Source organism: Pseudomonas sp. (assembly GCF_050739655.1).
In the GTDB taxonomy this organism is placed as follows: domain Bacteria; phylum Pseudomonadota; class Gammaproteobacteria; order Pseudomonadales; family Pseudomonadaceae; genus Aquipseudomonas.
This window is the reverse complement of sequence record NZ_JBOIBY010000113.1, coordinates 1-16185: the sequence shown is the minus strand read 5'-3', so window position 1 is coordinate 16185 and position 16185 is coordinate 1. Positions and strand designations below refer to the sequence as shown.

The following is a 16185-nucleotide window of genomic DNA, read 5'->3' as shown; positions in this document are numbered from 1 at the left end:
CAACTCGACGTTGCAGCTCCTACCTTTCCAGTGAAGGGTTTGCGCGCTTAAGGCAAGCCATTGCAGCAATGTTTCAGAAACCCCGGTTGTGGCGCCAGACGCTTGAAATACTCATCAATCGCCGGGTAGTCAGGCCGTTCCATGGGGGTCATCAACCAACGATTGACCGACAGTCCAATGACAATGTCGGCCAGGGTAAACCGAGGCCCGGCGACATAGGCCTTGGTGGTCGCCAGTTGTTGTTCGAGGATAGCCATCTTCTGGTTCCATCCACGCAGGCCCACATCGATGCGATGGGCGTCCTGGTATTCCGGATCCTTGCGCACCAGCGCCATGAACGCATAGCTCCATGCCCCATTGAGATCGGTGGCCTGCCAATCCATCCATTGCTCTACACGGGCGCGTGCAGCCGGCTCGCCGGGCAACAGCTCGTGGTGGTGTTGGTGTTTGCCGGCGAGGTAACGGCAGATGGTATTGGATTCCCACAACACGCCGGCGTCATCGATGATCACCGGTACTTGTGCATTGGGGTTGAAGCGCAGGAACTCGGGGCTGTGGGTCGAGGCAAAACCGCTGCCCCAATCCTCGCGCACGTAATTCAGGCCGAGCTCCTCACAGGTCCACAGCACCTTGCGTACGTTGATCGACGAGGCTTTGCCGAGGATTTTCAGTGCATGTTCCATGACGCGACTCCATTGCAAATGGCACACATGCCTTTAATTGTAGGAGCTGACGAAGGCTGCGATCTTTTGATTTTGTCTTTGAAAACTTGAGCCAAAAGATCGAAGCTCTACCGGAGAAGTTATGACGAAGTTTCGTCTGTCGCTGAACGAATCAAGTCATCGATAACTGTCGACCGATTTGACTTTCGCGTTGCCAATCCGAGTATCGCCTTGGGCCACTCCACTTGAAGCGCTCTGTAACGTAGTCCACCCCCTTGAATTCGCTGCATTGATGCGGGCACTACTGTTATGCCCATCCCGGCTGCTACCAGATTTACCGCGGATGACAATTGAGGAGCCTGCTGACGGATCATTGGATTGAAGCCCGATTGCCGGCATGCAGCCACGATATCCGCACTCAGTCCGTAACCGGATTTACGCGAGTACAGAATGAAATTCTCTTGTCGTAAATCGGCAAGCGATAGGCGCTTGCGTGAGGTTAATGGGTGGCCATCAGGCAAAACTACGGTTAGTGGTTCTTCTGATAAGGTGATGAATTTGATGTCACCGAGCATAGCAAACGGTGGCCTGACAAATGCGGCGTCAATTTCTCCTCGGACGAGCCTGGCAATGAGCGATTCGCTGTCATTCTCCTCCAGGCTCACCTCTACTTTGGGATGCTGACGCTGATAGCGTCGAATCAGACCCGTGACGGTATCGTTGAACGAGGCGGACTCTGTAAATCCCAGATTCAACAATCCGACTTCTCCGCGAGCGGCACGGAGAGCAATACTCTGAGCATCTTGCGCGCGCGCGAGAATTTCTTGAGCTGATACCAGAAATACTTTGCCCGCATCACTGAGTATGACGCCTCGTCCCACCCGATGGAAAAGCGGCGTACCAATCTCCTCTTCCAAAGCACGTATCTGCTGCCCGAGTGGGGGTTGGGCGATTCCAAGTTCTTCGGCTGCTCGTGTGAAGTTTTCCGCCAAAGCCGTTGCTACAAAATATCGTAGATGCCTAAGTTCCAATTGATACTCCAGAGGTACTAATTCGGTATTTTCAAAATATTAGACATATTGGTCATATATCGCCATTCTGTCCGATATCAGGAACACAGGGTAAGTGATTAACCACGATGTTTATGAAGGCGCATGAGACGGAAAAACAATATGGATGTGCAATTGGTTTTAGTGTCGGGGCTAGTAGCGGTGACCATTGGGCTATGGGCAACACGTAAACTTCCAGAATACCTGACAGCCCTATTGTTCTTTGCGTTCGCGATGACTCTTCATGTCGCACCCGCATCTTTGATTTTCTCAGGGTTTACCTCTCCCGCATTCTGGCTCGTCATTAGTGGCTACGTCATTGGAATTGCTATTCGCAAAACAGGGCTTGCTACCAGATTCGCAAGTGTGCTCGCGTCATATCTCTCCAGGTCATATCTGCAGATGGTCGCTGGGGTGATTGGCCTTACTTACGCGCTTGCTTTTGTTATGCCCTCCAACATGGGGCGCATTGCACTTCTGATGCCGATTGCCCTTGCACTGGCTACTCGAGTGGGCTTTGAGGGAAATCGCTCAGGACGTATCGGTCTATCACTTGCTGTCGGCTTTGGAACCTTTCAGCTATCAGCATCCATTCTACCTGCGAATGTTCCTAACCTTGTCATGGCGGGGGCCATAGATACTACTTACGGGCTGCAACTATCCTATCTCCCTTATCTATTACTGCACGCTCCCGTACTTGGAATTTTGAAGGGGGTTGCACTATGCGCATGCATCGTTTGGTTATTTCCAGATAAACCCGAAAAAATCCTGGAGGCGGAATCTGCCGGCCCAATGAGTCCTGAAGAGAAGAAGTTGAGCTTACTTCTTCTGGTGACCCTGGCCCTCTGGCTTACCGATGCCTTGCACGGCGTATCGCCTGCGTGGGTTGGCTTGGTAGCAGCTTGTTTATGCTTGCTTCCCCGCATCGGTTTTGTATCCGGTGAAGAATTTGGTCAAGAGGTTAATCATCGTACGGCCTTATATGTCGCAGCGATCCTGGGGCTCGCCGCGCTTGTTGGGCAGAGCGGACTCGGAGCATTAATTGGTAACGAGGTGCTCGCTCTCGCACCATTGTCTCCAGACTCACCCATTCGTAGCTACGCCTCAATCTTGGGTCTTTCCACGATTCTCAACTTTGTAGTTACAGCGAACGGAGTTCCCGCGATTTTTACGCCCTTGGCGCAGTCATTAGCTGACGCGTCCGGTTTTCCTGTGCTCAGTGTTCTGATGATTCAGGTTATCGGTTTCTCCACTCCACTTTTACCTTATCAGGCCTCTCCGATTGTTCTCGCTATGGAAATGGGGAAAATTCCTTTTGCAGCAGTGTTGCGATTAAGCTTGGCGATCGCATTCATCACGTTCGTTGTACTGGTTCCTATAAATTACGAATGGTTTGTTTTCCTGGGATGGTTACCTTGATTCAGTAAATAGTTTGAAACAATCAAATGTTAATCGAGTAGCCAAAATCGATTTCGTTGGCGGGAACACCACCTCGCATACCCCAATTTTTTGCATCATGCTCATCCAGAATAATGAGTACTGAGGATGGAGCGATAGAGAGCAGTTCTGCCAGCGAGGTGCTCAACTCGCCATAGAGATTTCTTTTTGCTTTTAGTGTGCGCCCTCTGAATAAAGTGATGTTTACTTGCAGGTACTCTGATTGGTCGCCAGGTGCCCGAAAGTCGGTTTCACTGTAGTGTATGTACCGGGCTTGCAGTTCTTGATCACTAACTCCAAAGATTTTTTTTATACACCGATAGACTGTTTCGATGATTTCATGTCGCATGCGTTGCGGACGGTCGATCGGGTCTTCAATTCTTACGATTGGCATTTGAATTCTCATGAAAATTAAGGGCTGAAACAAAGTCGAAAAGCTGTTTATGGTTAATTGTTTGCTGTTTAATTAACCAGTTCAATGCAGAGCTTTGATCTTCCGATGGTTTGTCCTGAGACAACTTGAAGCGTCCTTCGATGTTTTCGGGGCGTATGAGGAGACCAAAAATATGTGGCAGGTTACGTATGACTCTCGGATCTCTAGAATCAACGCGCTCATCACAATTTATCGGCGCAAACCGTCGCGAACTTTGGAGTAGAAGATCAAAATTTATATTTTCGTTATCGATCACGTCGATGCTGGCTTGCATGTGGACAGCTAGATAGTTCCACGTGGGTAGCTGGGTATTTTGATAAGCTTCCGGAGGAATGTAACCAGACGGACCAACAAAGGCGATGTGGCACTTGAGAGATTCAGCGTTCATGAATTGGGGGTTGCGTCGATCTACATGGCCAAATAGGGTGCCATCGGGGTTGAGTAACAAAGGGATATGACTGCAGTGAAAGTTGCCGTCACGCTCCGACGTAATCAGCGCCAATGGAAATGTGTCGATGAAGCGGTTGATCAGAGATTGATCCTTGCAACGATACTCTCGGTAATGGAAAGAACACAGACTCATCGTGAGACTCCTGGCGGGGTAGGGCGAGTAACTCGAGCTGATGCAAAATGACGCTGTTTGTAACGATCCATGGCAATAAGCGTATGTGCTAACCATCCAAGGGCGTCGTACTTATGCCGGTAACGAGAAGAGGGGAAGGCGAGCCTGTGCCCATCTTGGCCAAGGAGCCGATCTACTAGCGTACGACCCATTAAAGTCGATAGCGCCAAGCCACGGCCATTGCATCCGCTCCAGCTAATGATGCGTTTATCCAGGCAATTGACCACAGGCGTCGCGCTACAGGTAAGCCCTACCCTGCCTGCCCATATGTGTTCCAGTTCGAGGGGAAGGCTTGCGTAAATAGTATGAAGTCGCTCTGTAAGTAGGGAACAATATTGATCCGTTGACTGAGTCAAAGGCGTTGCAAAGCAACCAGTTAGAACTCGGGATTTTTCAAGCTTTCGAAAAAACCACATGTCTATTCGATTGTCCGAAAATGGCATCGCACCAAGTTCGAGCCAATCCTCCGGCATCGCAAACGTAGCAAGGATTAGTGTCATTTGGCTTACGGCCTGGCGAGTCATACGACTTGCGTGAGTGCCATAGGCATTGCCGGCAACTAAAACTCGATTTCCTTTAAGTTCCCCCAGCGGAGTAAAAATTCCTACGTAAGTGGCATATGGATTGACCTGTAGAACTGGACAACCTTCCACAATCACTCCTCCACGACTGGTAACTTGGTTTGCCATTGCTTGCACTAAAGCAAAAGGGTTGATTACGCCCCCCTCGGGAAAGCACAGGCCTCCGCGATAGTGCAAAGTCCCCAAGTCGTTCTGCATCCGTTCGCAATCTGCTACTTCTACTGTAATTCCGAGGTTTCTCCAGCCATTGGCTACGGCGAGCATTTTTTGCTCGCAGTGGTTTGCATACGGTTGCATCCAGCCACTTTGGTTTGGCATCGCAATTGAGCAGGAGAGGAGATCTCCGCAGGCATGCTGAAGCGCGCGAGTGAAGTGTCCAGTGCCATCTCCGAGATACTTGCTCAAAGAGTTCGGTGTTTGTCGAGAAGGGATCGGGACCACGAAGCCCGAGTTACGCCCGCTGGCTCCAGCCCCTATCTGCTGTGCCTCAAGCACTGTCACCGAGCATCCATAGTTCAAAGCATGTAATGCAGCAGAAAGCCCCCCGAGACCTGCTCCGATCACAACTACATCGCTTTCGAATGGGAGCTGGGTCGAGTGCACGGTTTTACATTGCCACTCTGCTTGCCATACGGAGGGGGCGGCCAGTAATCGAGAAAGGCTTTTCTCAGGCATGGCGCTGGTTCTCGACCCGAGTGGGCAGAAGGGCGACAAGCGATTCAACAATGGCTTTAGAGCGCAGGGCCAGCAGGCTGAACGATCCCGCATCGCCCATCCCGTGAGAGGATTCGCATAGCCCATTGAGGTAGGTTGGCAAATGACCGTCCAGTTCAAGCCTGTAATCGCGAGCTATTTGCATACCGTCATGGTTGCTTGCCAGAGCGGCCAGAAGAGGTGGGTAGGGCTCTTGACGCTCACCAGAGCCCAAATCGAGGAACCCCGTAGCCAGAATTACAAGGTCAAAGGTTTTTCGAGAGGTCTTGCCCTCTAGAAATTGTCGGCTCTTTACTTCGATGCCATCTGTCCTCGCATCGCATGCGGTAACTTCATGACAGTTTTTGATCTCAAGCCCTTGTTCATTGCGCAAGTACTGCTCGTACCGTTTTATATATAGCCGATCAAGTACATCGATATCAGAGGCTGAATAGTTGGTATGGAGCAGCTCCCGACGAAGCCTGCTTTTATGTTCAGGATTTGCTCGGTGAAACGTATCAACGAATTCAGGGAAGTAAACCTCATCCGAAAAAGGGCTCGTGTCTTTTTGCCGGTAACCGAAGTTTCGGGTGTACCCAACGACTTCCTTTACGCCCGCGTGCTCACTGGCGTGCAGCAATATCTCGACAGCGCTTTGGCTTCCACCGATCACAGCCACACGGCATTCACCGGCGGTGCTTTCGATGGCTTCCTGCAGAGCTGGAAGATAATTATTCAGATGTTGTATTCGTGCATCGATGATTTTCGTAAAAGGATCCGGGATGTACGGTGTTCTTCCTGGAGCCAGGACTAGGCTGCGAGTGCGATAAACCTGACCATCGGCTGAGTAGACCCGGTAGTGATTCGTACCTTCTTCAGATCCGCCTTTCACTAACTCGATTGATACGGCTTCGCTGCTGTAATTGACTTGGTCTTCAAAGAATCTGGCTACCCAGGATACGTACTGTGCGTACTCCAGTCGCAAGGGGTAGTGCAGTGGCAAATTCAGGTGTTCGTAAAGTCGTTGGTTTTCATATAAAAAGTTAGTGAAGGAATAGCGGCTGCGAGGATTGCGAGGTGTTACCAGATCACGTAGAGGATGATTTTGAATGTCTGACCCAGGCAGCAGCATATTCGGCTGCCAAAGAGGATCGGATCGCTTCTCCATAAAGCGCGTAGTCAACGTTGGCGCCAGCTCCTCAAGAGCGATAGCCAAGGCAATGTTTGCGGGGCCGAAGCCGATGCCAAGTACGTCCAGTATTTGCGTGGAGGAGATCATGACTTTGCCTCCACGTGAACTTGGAATTTACGGTTCAAAGACTTGGCAGGCGCGTGACGATTCAATGCTCGACTCAGACGTTCGACAATTTTACAAGCTTCTACACGGGTAATTATCAGAGGTGGCAGGAAGCGAAGGACGGCACCCTGCCGACCTCCGCTTTCGATGATCAGGCCCTCTTCCAGGCAGGCTTTTTTAACTTCATTCGCCAACGCCCCCGCTGGTGGGGGATGGCCCAGCGCATCTGGGATTGCGGTCGGCACTATTAATTCCATGCCGAGCATAAGTCCACGCCCACGAACCTCGCCAATGCAAGGAAAGCTTTCTTTCAAATCCAGCAACCCTTCACGAAGTAAGTTACCTACTTCATGGACATGTTCCAGCAGGTGCTCGCGCCGGATAAATTCCAGGGTAGCGGCACCACTGATCAGTGCTATCTGGTTCCCCCGAAAGGTACCTGCATGGGCGCCGGGCTTCCATGTGTCGTACTTTTCCTGATAAACCAGCAGTGAAAGTGGGTAGCCGCCGCCGATGGCTTTGGATAGCAGAATGGCGTCGGGAATGATGCCCGCATGTTCGAAGGCAAACATGTCGCCACTACGACCAATTCCGGATTGAATTTCATCAATTACCAATGGCACTTGATGACGTTCGGTGATCTCCCTGACTTGACGTAGCCAGTTGGCACTGGTTGGGATACACCCTCCCTCGCCCTGTATGGCTTCGAGCAAGACCATTGCTGGCTTACACACGCCGCTTTCAGGATCGCTGAGCACGTTCTCTAGAAACATCAAGCTTAAGCGTTCGGTTTCGAGAGCATTAGTTTGGGCGCCGAAAGGGCTGCGATAGGTATACGGATAGGGCAAAAATTGAATTTCCGATGGCATGCCACTGATCGCTTGTTTTGGCGTCAGATTGCCCATCATCCCCATGGTGCCATGGCTCATTCCATGGTATGCACCTTGAAACACCAAAACTGGGCGGCGACCAGTTGCTGTCTTGAAAAGTTTCAACGCAGCCTCAACCGCATCTGCTCCTGTGGGGCCGCAAAACTGGAGTTTGGCTTGTGAAGCAAAATCCGAGGGTAGAGCTGCAAACAACTCGTTCATAAATTGAAATTTGGCCGGTGTCGCTAGATCCAATGCTTGTTGCAACTGTCCTGACCGCAGGAAGTCGATGACGCGCTCCTGTACGAAAGGGTGGTTGTGACCCAAGGCAAGAGCCCCAGCGCACGAAAGGCAGTCGATGTATTTTCTGCCGTCACTATCCTGTACCTGAGCTAAATTCCCATGGGTGAAAATCCGCTGAATATTCCGCGCATAAGTACGGGCGTTTGATTCACGCCCGCTGAAGAACTCTATCGTGTCAATGCTCATGTTTAGGCTTCCTTGTCATAACGAAACGGGATGGATCATTTGCGTTAAACGACGATCTCTAGAAACCTCTCCAAGATGTTTCAGCCAGCGCCGGTACTCAATTCCCATACGATCGCTACTAACATGCATTTCGGCTTTCGGGTCCAGCGGCAAACGGGCAGGACGCTGCGACTCGACAATGTGTCGGTCCTGTTCAAACACGATGTTCTGGCGAGAGAGAATCTGTTCCAGGCTAAGGTCAGGGCCGAAATTGATGGCTACGATCAGCCAGATATAACACTCGGTTTCATCAACTGGGGTGGCATTGAAAAAAGTGCAGAATCTCTCGGTTTCACCAGTCTTCTTTTTGAAGTAAGCGGTGGTCGGATTGAATACCGAATATTTATAACGTGCGGTCACGGGGATCGCCCGATGATCACCATAGGGTTGGAATACACTTATTTCACTGGAATGTAAGCCTCTGTCATCCAGATTGACGGTGTATTTCTTTAACGGCTCAGGAGCATCTGGCAGCCCGTTGAGATTGGCGTGGACAAATGGGAAATGTGACGCATCAATGAAGTTTTCCAGAGCGCGTAATGCATTTGCTTTGTAGTGATATGGACCAGCAAAAAACTTCCGGTAGCTATTGTCTTCCCACTGAGAGAATTCGGGTAGCGGGCGATCAGGCTGTTTCAGACTCACCCATATAAATCCGAATTTCTCTTGAGCAAAATGACGAAAAATTAGTCGTTCAGATGAAGGTCCGGCGCGATCTGGATGAGCCGGAACAAGTTTGCAGTTGCCATGACGGTCATATCGCCACCCGTGATATGGACATTCGATTTGGCCTTGCTTGATACAACCCAGAGATAATCTAGCCCCGCGGTGACCGCAGTAGTCCTTCCACGCGTGTATGCCTCCGACCTCGTCGCGCCACAGGACCAAATCTTCACCTAATAAGCGGACTGCCTTAGGTTTGCTTGTATCCAGATCATCGCTTAGCGCGACCACATGCCATTGATCGACCAAGGCTTGGTAATCAAGCTCTTCACGGTTCCATTCACCTTTGTAAAACATTGGCTTCTCCTTTTTCAGGCAGCATGAGGCCACTACAGCGTTCGCAGACGATGTACTGGTTTGTAAGGTTCCAGTGATGTGTGGCTTATGAGGGACTGGCTACTATTTGTTGAGAGGCTTTTTCTATCGTTTCCGGAAGTAAGCAACTCAGCCAATCTGGATGCGATCGCCTCTCGCAACGATAAATTCTCGGGGCGGCGAATGCAGCTTCAGGTCCTCGATAGCCAGAAGCTTAATAGCATTCGATAGCATTACTAGATGTCGCCAGAAAAAAGGAAAAGTCTGTAGGACTTAGGAAGAGGCTGCTGATTTTTTAAACACAAAACCTGCGTGTTCCCCGTCACTTTTCAGACGTAATGACGGGGATATCCCAATATTCGGTAAGGGTTAAGAGCCTATTTTGGGGTGGCCCTCAGCTTTAAGTACTCTCGCGCACCTTCAACTCAAACCCCATATCCTGCACGGGCTTGGCCACTGTATTACCGGCCATCAACGTCAACATTTGTTCAGCCGCACGTCGCCCAATGGCCTCCCGCGGTGTACTGATGCTGCTCAGGCGCGGAACCATGTGCGCCGACGCTGGCAGGTCGTTGAAACCGAGAATCGCCACTTGTTCGGGGATTTTGATCCCAGTTCGCATCGCTTCGAGCAATGCGCCCTGGGCCAGGTCGTCGTTGCCGAAGAAGACGGCATCAACATCGGGATGGCTGGCGATCATCTGCAGGAACAATTCGCCTCCCAGGCCGACGGAAGACGGGCGCGGTGTCAGCACTTCCAGGGCCGGGTCATAGCGACCAGCCTTCTGCAGGGCGCGACGGAAACCCTCACCGCGCAGCAATGTGCGTTGATCCAGCTGCGCGCCGATGTAGGCCAGGCGCTTGCGGCCGCGGGACAGCAAATGTTCGGCGGCGGTTTCGCCGGCAGCCAGTTGCGAGAAACCGACGCAATTGAGCCCGGCGGCGCTGTCCAGCTCCATCATGTACACGCACAGAATGTTGCTGGCTTCGATCATTCGCCGAGAGCTTTCCGTACGATCGAAACCGGTGAGCAACAAGCCGCGCGGCTGATAAGCCATGTAGTTGCGCAGCAGGTTTTCTTCTTCATCGCGGGAATAGTGGAAGTTGCCGATCAGCACTTCAAAGCCCTTGGGGCGCAAAACCTGATGAATGGCTTCCAGGGTGTCGATGAACAGCAGGTTGGATAACGACGGCACCAACACAACCACCGAATGGCTCTGAGCCGAGGCCAGCGCGCGGGCAGCAGGGTTGACCACATAGTTGAGTTCAAGCGCCGCTTTCTGGACTTTCTCCACCAGTTCCGTGGCCACCGTGCTGACACCGCGCAGGGCGCGGGAGGCGGTAATCGGGCTGACGCCGGCCAGACGGGCGACTTCATTCAGGGTAGGTCGGCCAGTGGTGCGAGTATTTTTATCGTTTTTAGTTGGATTCATCGACGGCTTGCCAAACAAAATTCAAGGCACTAAGGTAGCGCTGTCTCGATGCAGCTGCAAATGCGTTAGTGGGGGTTCGCCTGATCCTCGCTTTTTGGCATTGGGAACGAACATGCTTCAACCCATAAAATGACAAGAAAGGCGTCGGCAACTTCTGCTTTTGGTCTAGTGTCATAACTGGCAAAGGTAGCGCTGTCTGCGCGCTGAGGTGTTACATGAATCATCCCATCACCGCCCTGGTCATCATGGGTGTCGCCGGTTGCGGCAAAACGTGCGTCAGCGAGGCCCTGTGCCATTTGAGCGGCGCCACTGCCATTGAAGGCGACTCTTTCCACCCTGCCGCCAATATCGAAAAGATGAGCGCGGGTATCCCCCTGAACGATGAAGACCGTGCCGGCTGGCTCGACAGCCTGTGCGATGAGTTGCGCCGTATCGACGCCCTGGGCCAGCGCCCGGTGCTGACCTGCTCGGCCCTCAAGCACATCTACCGCGAACGTCTGCGCAGCGCCTTGCCTGGCCTGGGCTTCGTGTTCCTGGAACTGACCCCGGAAGTTGCCGCCGATCGTGTTTCCCACCGGCCCGGCCACTTCATGCCATCGACGCTGATCGACAGCCAGTTCGCCACCCTCGAATCCCCCGTCGGCGAGCCATTGACCCTGGCCCTCGATGCATCGACCCACAGCGTCGATCAGTTGGCGGTTCAGGCACACCACTGGTGGCTCGAGAACGGCCTGAAACGCGCCGGCTAATTTTTGCTTCACGAGATAGCGCTGTCCTTATGGCTTTCGAATTACCCGCTTTAATAACAACAACAACCAGGAGACACCCCTAATGTTTGGCATGTCCCACGAGACGTTCCTGCTGCTTGATGCAGTGGTTACGGTGATCGGGCTTATCGTCCTGATTACCAAGTTCAAGTTTCACCCCTTTATTGCCCTGATCATTGCCGCAGCCTTCCTCGGGCTGACCTCCGGCATGCCGATTGGCACCATCATCAAGGCGTTCCAGGACGGCTTTGGTGGCGTCCTCGGTTTCGTCGGGATCATCCTGGCGTTGGGCACCATGCTCGGCAAAATGATGGCTGAGTCGGGCGGGGCGGATCAAATCGCCCAGACCCTGATCCGCGCCTTCGGCAAGGACAAAGTGCAGTGGGCAATGATGTTCGCCGCGTTCCTGGTCGGTATCCCGCTGTTCTTTGAAATCGGCTTCGTGCTGCTGATTCCATTGGTGTTCATCGTCGCCCGTCGCACCGGTGTGTCGATCATCAAGATCGGTATCCCGTTGCTGGCCGGTCTGTCCGCAGTCCACGGCCTGGTGCCACCGCACCCGGGTCCGCTGCTGGCGATTGGTGTGTTCGGTGCCGACATCGGTAAAACCATCCTTTATGGTCTGATCGTTGCGCTGCCAACCGCCATCATCGCGGGTCCGATCTTCGGTACGTTCATTGCCAAGCACATTCCCGGTCATCCGAATCAGGAACTGGTGGATCAACTGGCGCGCGAGTCGGATTCGGCCGATCTGCCGAGCTTTGGAATCACTCTGATCACTGTGCTGTCGCCAGTGTTCCTGATGCTGCTCAAGACCTTTGCTGACGTGGTACTGCCAGACGGCAACTTCTTCCGCACCTTCATGGACCTGATCGGTCACCCGATCTCGGCACTGCTGCTGGCGTTGCTGCTGTCGCTGTACACCTTCGGCTACAAGCAGGGCATTGGCTCCCAGCAAATCCTCAAATGGCTGGATGCGAGCCTGGCGCCTACCGCCGCGATCATCCTGATCATCGGTGCCGGTGGTGGCTTCAAGCAGATGCTGGTGACCAGCGGCGTGGGTGACGTGATCGGCCACATGGCGGTTGCCGCGCAGATCTCGCCAATCCTGCTGGCCTGGCTGGTGGCAGCGGTGATCCGTATCGCGACAGGTTCTGCAACCGTGGCGACCATTACTGGCGCGGGCATCGTGGTGCCGGTGGTGGGGATGATGCCGGGTGTGAACCGTGAACTGCTGGTGCTGGCGACCGGTGCCGGTTCGTTGATCCTGTCCCACGTGAACGACGCCGGTTTCTGGCTGGTCAAGCAGTACTTCAACATGACCGTTGCCGAGACCTTCAAGACCTGGACCGCGATGGAGACCATTCTGTCGGTGGTGGGCTTGGGCTTTATTCTGTTGTTGTCGCTGTTCGTTTAAACCGAAACGCAGACACAAAAAAACCGCAGCGATGCGGTTTTTTTGTGGGTGATGTTGTAGGAGCTGCCGAAGGCTGCGATCTTTTGATTTTTAGAAGCAAGATCAAAAGATCGCAGCCTGCGGCAGCTCCTACAGGTGGTTATTTGCTTATTAATCCATCCGCCCGAAACATCCCGCGAATCCCGCGCACAGCCTGGCGAATCCGGTCCTGGTTTTCGATCAGGGCGAAGCGCACGTGGTCATCGCCATACTCACCAAACCCGACACCCGGCGAGACGCAGACCTTGGCCTCGGCCAGCAGCTTCTTGGCGAACTCCAATGAGCCCAGGTGAGCATAAGCGTCGGGAATCTTGGCCCAGACGTACATCGACGCTTTCGGGTTTTCCACCATCCAGCCCAGTTCATGCAGACCCTTGACCAGCACGTTGCGGCGCTGCCGGTATTGCTCGGCGATGTCGCGCACGCATTGCTGATCGCCTTCCAGTGCGGCGATGGCCGCCACTTGCAGCGGGGTGAAGGTGCCGTAGTCGTGGTAGCTCTTGATCCGCGCCAGGGCGTTGACCAGTTCCGGGTTGCCGACCATGAAGCCGATGCGCCAGCCCGCCATGTTGTAGCTCTTGGACAGGGTGAAAAATTCCACCGCAATGTCCTTGGCGCCTGGCACCTGCATGATCGACGGGGCTTTCCAGCCGTCGTAGACGATGTCGGCGTAAGCCAGGTCATGCACCACCAGCACGTCGTATTGCTTGGCGAGGGCGATCACCCGTTCGAAGAAGTCCAGTTCCACGCACTGCGCGGTAGGGTTGGACGGGAAGCCGAGGATCATCATCTTCGGTTTTGGAATCGAGCCACGGATCGCCCGTTCCAGTTCCGCGAAAAAATCCACGCCCGGCACCAGCGGCACCGAGCGCACCTGGGCGCCGGCAATCACGGCACCGTAGATGTGAATCGGGTAGCTGGGGTTCGGCACCAGTACGGTGTCGCCCTGGTCCAGGGTCGCCAGCATCAAATGCGCCAGGCCTTCCTTCGAACCGATGGTCACAATGGCTTCGCTTTCCGGGTCGATGTCGACCTCGTAGCGTTCCTTGTACCAGTTGGAAATCGCCCGGCGCAGACGCGGGATGCCCTTGGACGTCGAGTAGCCGTGGGTGTCTTCGCGCTGGGCGACGGTGACCAGTTTTTCGACGATGTGCGGCGGCGTGGCGCCGTCGGGGTTGCCCATGCTCAAGTCGATGATGTCTTCGCCACGACGACGGGCGGCCATCTTCAGCTCGGCAGTGATGTTGAAAACGTAAGGGGGGAGTCGATCTATGCGCGCAAAGCGGCGCGGCGAACCTTGTTCGGCCATTGTTGCCTCGGATAACGTAAGCGCCCGGAACCGTCCGAGCGACGCTGGTCACTGCGGTGACCTGTGGCGCAATGTAAGGGCAGCTGTGACAGACTGTCCAGCCTCGATGTAAACAAATTTTTCCGAAGGATAGGGTTAGATGGAATTCACCAGCGGCTTTTTGCTGAGCCTTTCGCTGTGCCTGGATATAGGCGTGGCCAACATTGCAATGATCACCCTGGCGATGCAACGCGGCTATTTTCAAGGCTTCGCCCTGGGCTTGGGCACCTGCGTCGGCGACCTGATTTACGCGGTACTGGCGCTGGCCGGCATGACCGTTCTGCTGCAATACGAAACCGTGCGTTGGGTGCTGTGGATCGGTGGTTCGGCGCTGCTGGTGTACTTCGCGGCGAAGATGATTTATTCGGCAATCCATCATGAGGCGCAGTTGGCCCAAACCGCCGAGGTCGGCCATAACTCCCATCGCAAGGAATTCCTGCGTGGGATTTTCCTCGCCATGTCGTCGCCCAGCGCCATCCTCTGGTTTGCTGCGGTGGGCGGCACGCTGATCGCCCGTTCCGGTGGTGGTGGCCCATTGAGTTCAGCCTTGTTCCTCGGCGGCTTCCTCTGCGCCGGCCTGCTGTGGTCCGCCGGCCTGTGCTTTGCCGCAAGCCACGGCGGCAAGCTGCTTGGCGATAAGCTGCTGCGCTACTCCTACATGGCTTCGGCGGCGATCTTCTGCTATTTCGCGGTCTACGTGATCCTATCTGGCTATAACGAGTTTGTTGGTAGCGGCGCCGTCGAGCAGTTGCACGCCCTGTAATTGGGCGAATCGGATTTGGCTTCTATACTCCCTGCCGAACCCACTTTCGCACCAGGAGTCGAGTCATGGATGAGCAAACACGCGTCGAAGTGTCCGAGCCACGTTTTGAGCACGGTCACTTCCGGCTGATTGCAGGGCTTGGCGGAAAATTCACCCAACAAACCGTTCAAGGCATTCCCGCGCTTTGGGAAAAATTCAGCCCACACATCGGCAATGTGCCGGGTCAAAAAGGTGAAGTGACCTACGGCGTCTGCTGTAATTTCGACGGCAAGGGCGGCTTCGATTACATCGCCGGGGTCGAGATCAGCAAACTCGACGACTTGCCGGACACGTACCGTTGGGTCGAGGTTCAGCCCCAGCACTACGTGGTGTTCGAACACAAGGGACCGCTGAGCGCCTTGCCGCAAACCTTCCAGCACATCCATGGCACCTGGCTGCCGCAGTCCGGGCGCGAATTGTTGGATGCCCCGGAATTCGAACGCTATAGCGAAGACTTCAACCCGAAGCTCAACACCGGCAAGCTGGAAATCTGGCTGCCCATCAAGGCGTAAACAGGCATCGAGAGACGGATCAGCCGATTCGTCTCTCGATGTGGCGCAGCCACTGATTTATGATCCCGGCCATTCCCTCGCTGATTTCCGAGCTGCCATGAACACCGTTATTCGCAATGTCACGCCTGCTGACCTTGACCGCTGCTACGCCATCGAAACCGTTGCCTACGAGGGCGACGAAGCCGCCACCCGGGAGAAAATCGCCACCCGCATCGCCACCTGGCCTGAGGGTTTTATCGTCGCTGAAGTGGACGGCGTGGTTGCCGGTTTCATCAATTCCGGTGCGGCGTTCCAGGTGGAGATGTCGGACGAAGCGTTCAAGGAACTGATCGGCCATGACCCGGCCGGTCCCAACGTGGTGATCATGTCGGTGGTGGTGCATCCGGATTATCAGGGGCAGGGTCTGGCGAAGCGCTTGATGGGCGAATTCATTGAGCGTATGCGCGGCATGGACAAGGCGACCATTCATCTGATGTGCAAGGAGCGGCATATTCCGCTGTACGCCGGGTTCGGGTTTGCCTACATCAAACCATCGGCCTCCGACCATGGCGGCATGGTATGGCATGAGATGCTGCTCAACCTCTAAACACGTTCCCCAGGTAGGAGCTGCCGCAGGCTGCGATCTTTTGATTTTGATTTTTAAGAAGCAAGATCAAAAG

The 16185-nt window shown here is 54.0% G+C and carries 16 protein-coding genes; 6 read left to right on the top strand and 10 right to left on the bottom strand.

Annotated features, from left to right (window positions below):
• Nucleotides 1–47: 47 nt before the first annotated feature.
• Together ACRESJ_RS06195 and ACRESJ_RS06190 are read right to left on the bottom strand one after the other, a co-directional pair.
• Nucleotides 48–683 carry a glutathione S-transferase family protein gene (locus tag ACRESJ_RS06195; RefSeq protein ID WP_431757123.1) on the bottom strand — a complete coding sequence of 212 codons (636 nt, stop codon included), beginning with the start codon at nt 681–683 and terminating at the stop codon, nt 48–50.
• Between the two features lie 119 nt (nt 684–802).
• A complete protein-coding gene (locus ACRESJ_RS06190) occupies nt 803–1693 on the bottom strand; it encodes a LysR family transcriptional regulator (RefSeq protein ID WP_431757122.1) in 891 nt (296 codons plus the stop codon).
• Between the two features lie 141 nt (nt 1694–1834).
• On the opposite strand from ACRESJ_RS06190, the gene ACRESJ_RS06185 reads away from it, so the two are divergent.
• Nucleotides 1835–3130 carry an SLC13 family permease gene (locus ACRESJ_RS06185; protein WP_431757121.1) on the top strand — a complete coding sequence of 432 codons (1296 nt, stop codon included), beginning with the start codon at nt 1835–1837 and terminating at the stop codon, nt 3128–3130.
• Nucleotides 3131–3152: 22 nt separating this feature from the next.
• Here ACRESJ_RS06185 and ACRESJ_RS06180 read toward each other — a convergent pair whose 3' ends face one another.
• The 7 genes from ACRESJ_RS06180 to ACRESJ_RS06150 form a co-directional block, all read right to left on the bottom strand.
• Nucleotides 3153–3542: a tautomerase family protein gene (locus ACRESJ_RS06180; protein ID WP_431757120.1), complete on the bottom strand. Its 390-nt coding sequence runs from the start codon at nt 3540–3542 to the stop codon at nt 3153–3155.
• The gene (locus ACRESJ_RS06175; protein WP_431757119.1) at nt 3523–4164 is read right to left on the bottom strand and encodes an FMN-binding negative transcriptional regulator; all 642 of its coding nucleotides are present in this window, start codon (nt 4162–4164) and stop codon (nt 3523–3525) included. The genes ACRESJ_RS06180 and ACRESJ_RS06175 overlap by 20 nt, the downstream gene beginning before the upstream one ends.
• The gene (locus ACRESJ_RS06170; RefSeq protein ID WP_431757118.1) at nt 4161–5459 is read right to left on the bottom strand and encodes an NAD(P)/FAD-dependent oxidoreductase; all 1299 of its coding nucleotides are present in this window, start codon (nt 5457–5459) and stop codon (nt 4161–4163) included. The genes ACRESJ_RS06175 and ACRESJ_RS06170 overlap by 4 nt, the downstream gene beginning before the upstream one ends.
• Nucleotides 5452–6756, bottom strand: coding sequence for a SidA/IucD/PvdA family monooxygenase (locus ACRESJ_RS06165; protein WP_431757117.1), 1305 nt, complete (start codon nt 6754–6756; stop codon nt 5452–5454). Before ACRESJ_RS06165 ends, ACRESJ_RS06170 begins: the two co-directional genes overlap by 8 nt.
• Nucleotides 6753–8132, bottom strand: a complete 1380-nt coding sequence (locus ACRESJ_RS06160) for a diaminobutyrate--2-oxoglutarate transaminase family protein (protein WP_431757116.1) — start codon at nt 8130–8132, stop codon at nt 6753–6755. Before ACRESJ_RS06160 ends, ACRESJ_RS06165 begins: the two co-directional genes overlap by 4 nt.
• Before the next feature lie 15 nt (nt 8133–8147).
• Nucleotides 8148–9191 carry a Rieske 2Fe-2S domain-containing protein gene (locus ACRESJ_RS06155; RefSeq protein ID WP_431757115.1) on the bottom strand — a complete coding sequence of 348 codons (1044 nt, stop codon included), beginning with the start codon at nt 9189–9191 and terminating at the stop codon, nt 8148–8150.
• A 418-nt stretch (nt 9192–9609) separates the two neighbouring features.
• Nucleotides 9610–10641, bottom strand: coding sequence for a LacI family DNA-binding transcriptional regulator (locus ACRESJ_RS06150; RefSeq protein ID WP_431757114.1), 1032 nt, complete (start codon nt 10639–10641; stop codon nt 9610–9612).
• Nucleotides 10642–10856: 215 nt separating this feature from the next.
• On the opposite strand from ACRESJ_RS06150, the gene ACRESJ_RS06145 reads away from it, so the two are divergent.
• Both ACRESJ_RS06145 and ACRESJ_RS06140 read left to right on the top strand, forming a co-directional pair.
• Complete coding sequence (locus tag ACRESJ_RS06145) at nt 10857–11390, top strand: gluconokinase (protein ID WP_431757113.1); 534 nt, start codon at nt 10857–10859, stop codon at nt 11388–11390.
• 82 nt (nt 11391–11472) lie between these two features.
• Nucleotides 11473–12825 (top strand): GntP family permease, encoded by a 1353-nt coding sequence (locus ACRESJ_RS06140; RefSeq protein ID WP_431757112.1) that lies wholly within the window; start codon nt 11473–11475, stop codon nt 12823–12825.
• A 139-nt stretch (nt 12826–12964) separates the two neighbouring features.
• Here ACRESJ_RS06140 and alaC read toward each other — a convergent pair whose 3' ends face one another.
• Complete coding sequence (alaC, locus tag ACRESJ_RS06135) at nt 12965–14173, bottom strand: alanine transaminase (RefSeq protein WP_431757111.1); 1209 nt, start codon at nt 14171–14173, stop codon at nt 12965–12967.
• Nucleotides 14174–14312: 139 nt separating this feature from the next.
• On the opposite strand from alaC, the gene ACRESJ_RS06130 reads away from it, so the two are divergent.
• From ACRESJ_RS06130 to ACRESJ_RS06120, 3 genes are all read left to right on the top strand, one after another.
• Entirely contained in the window at nt 14313–14975 is a 663-nt protein-coding gene (locus ACRESJ_RS06130; RefSeq protein WP_431757110.1) for a LysE family translocator, read from the top strand.
• A 65-nt stretch (nt 14976–15040) separates the two neighbouring features.
• A complete protein-coding gene (locus tag ACRESJ_RS06125) occupies nt 15041–15526 on the top strand; it encodes a GyrI-like domain-containing protein (RefSeq protein WP_431757109.1) in 486 nt (161 codons plus the stop codon).
• Nucleotides 15527–15623: 97 nt separating this feature from the next.
• Nucleotides 15624–16112, top strand: coding sequence for a GNAT family N-acetyltransferase (locus ACRESJ_RS06120; RefSeq protein ID WP_431757108.1), 489 nt, complete (start codon nt 15624–15626; stop codon nt 16110–16112).
• The last annotated feature ends 73 nt before the right edge of the window (nt 16113–16185 follow it).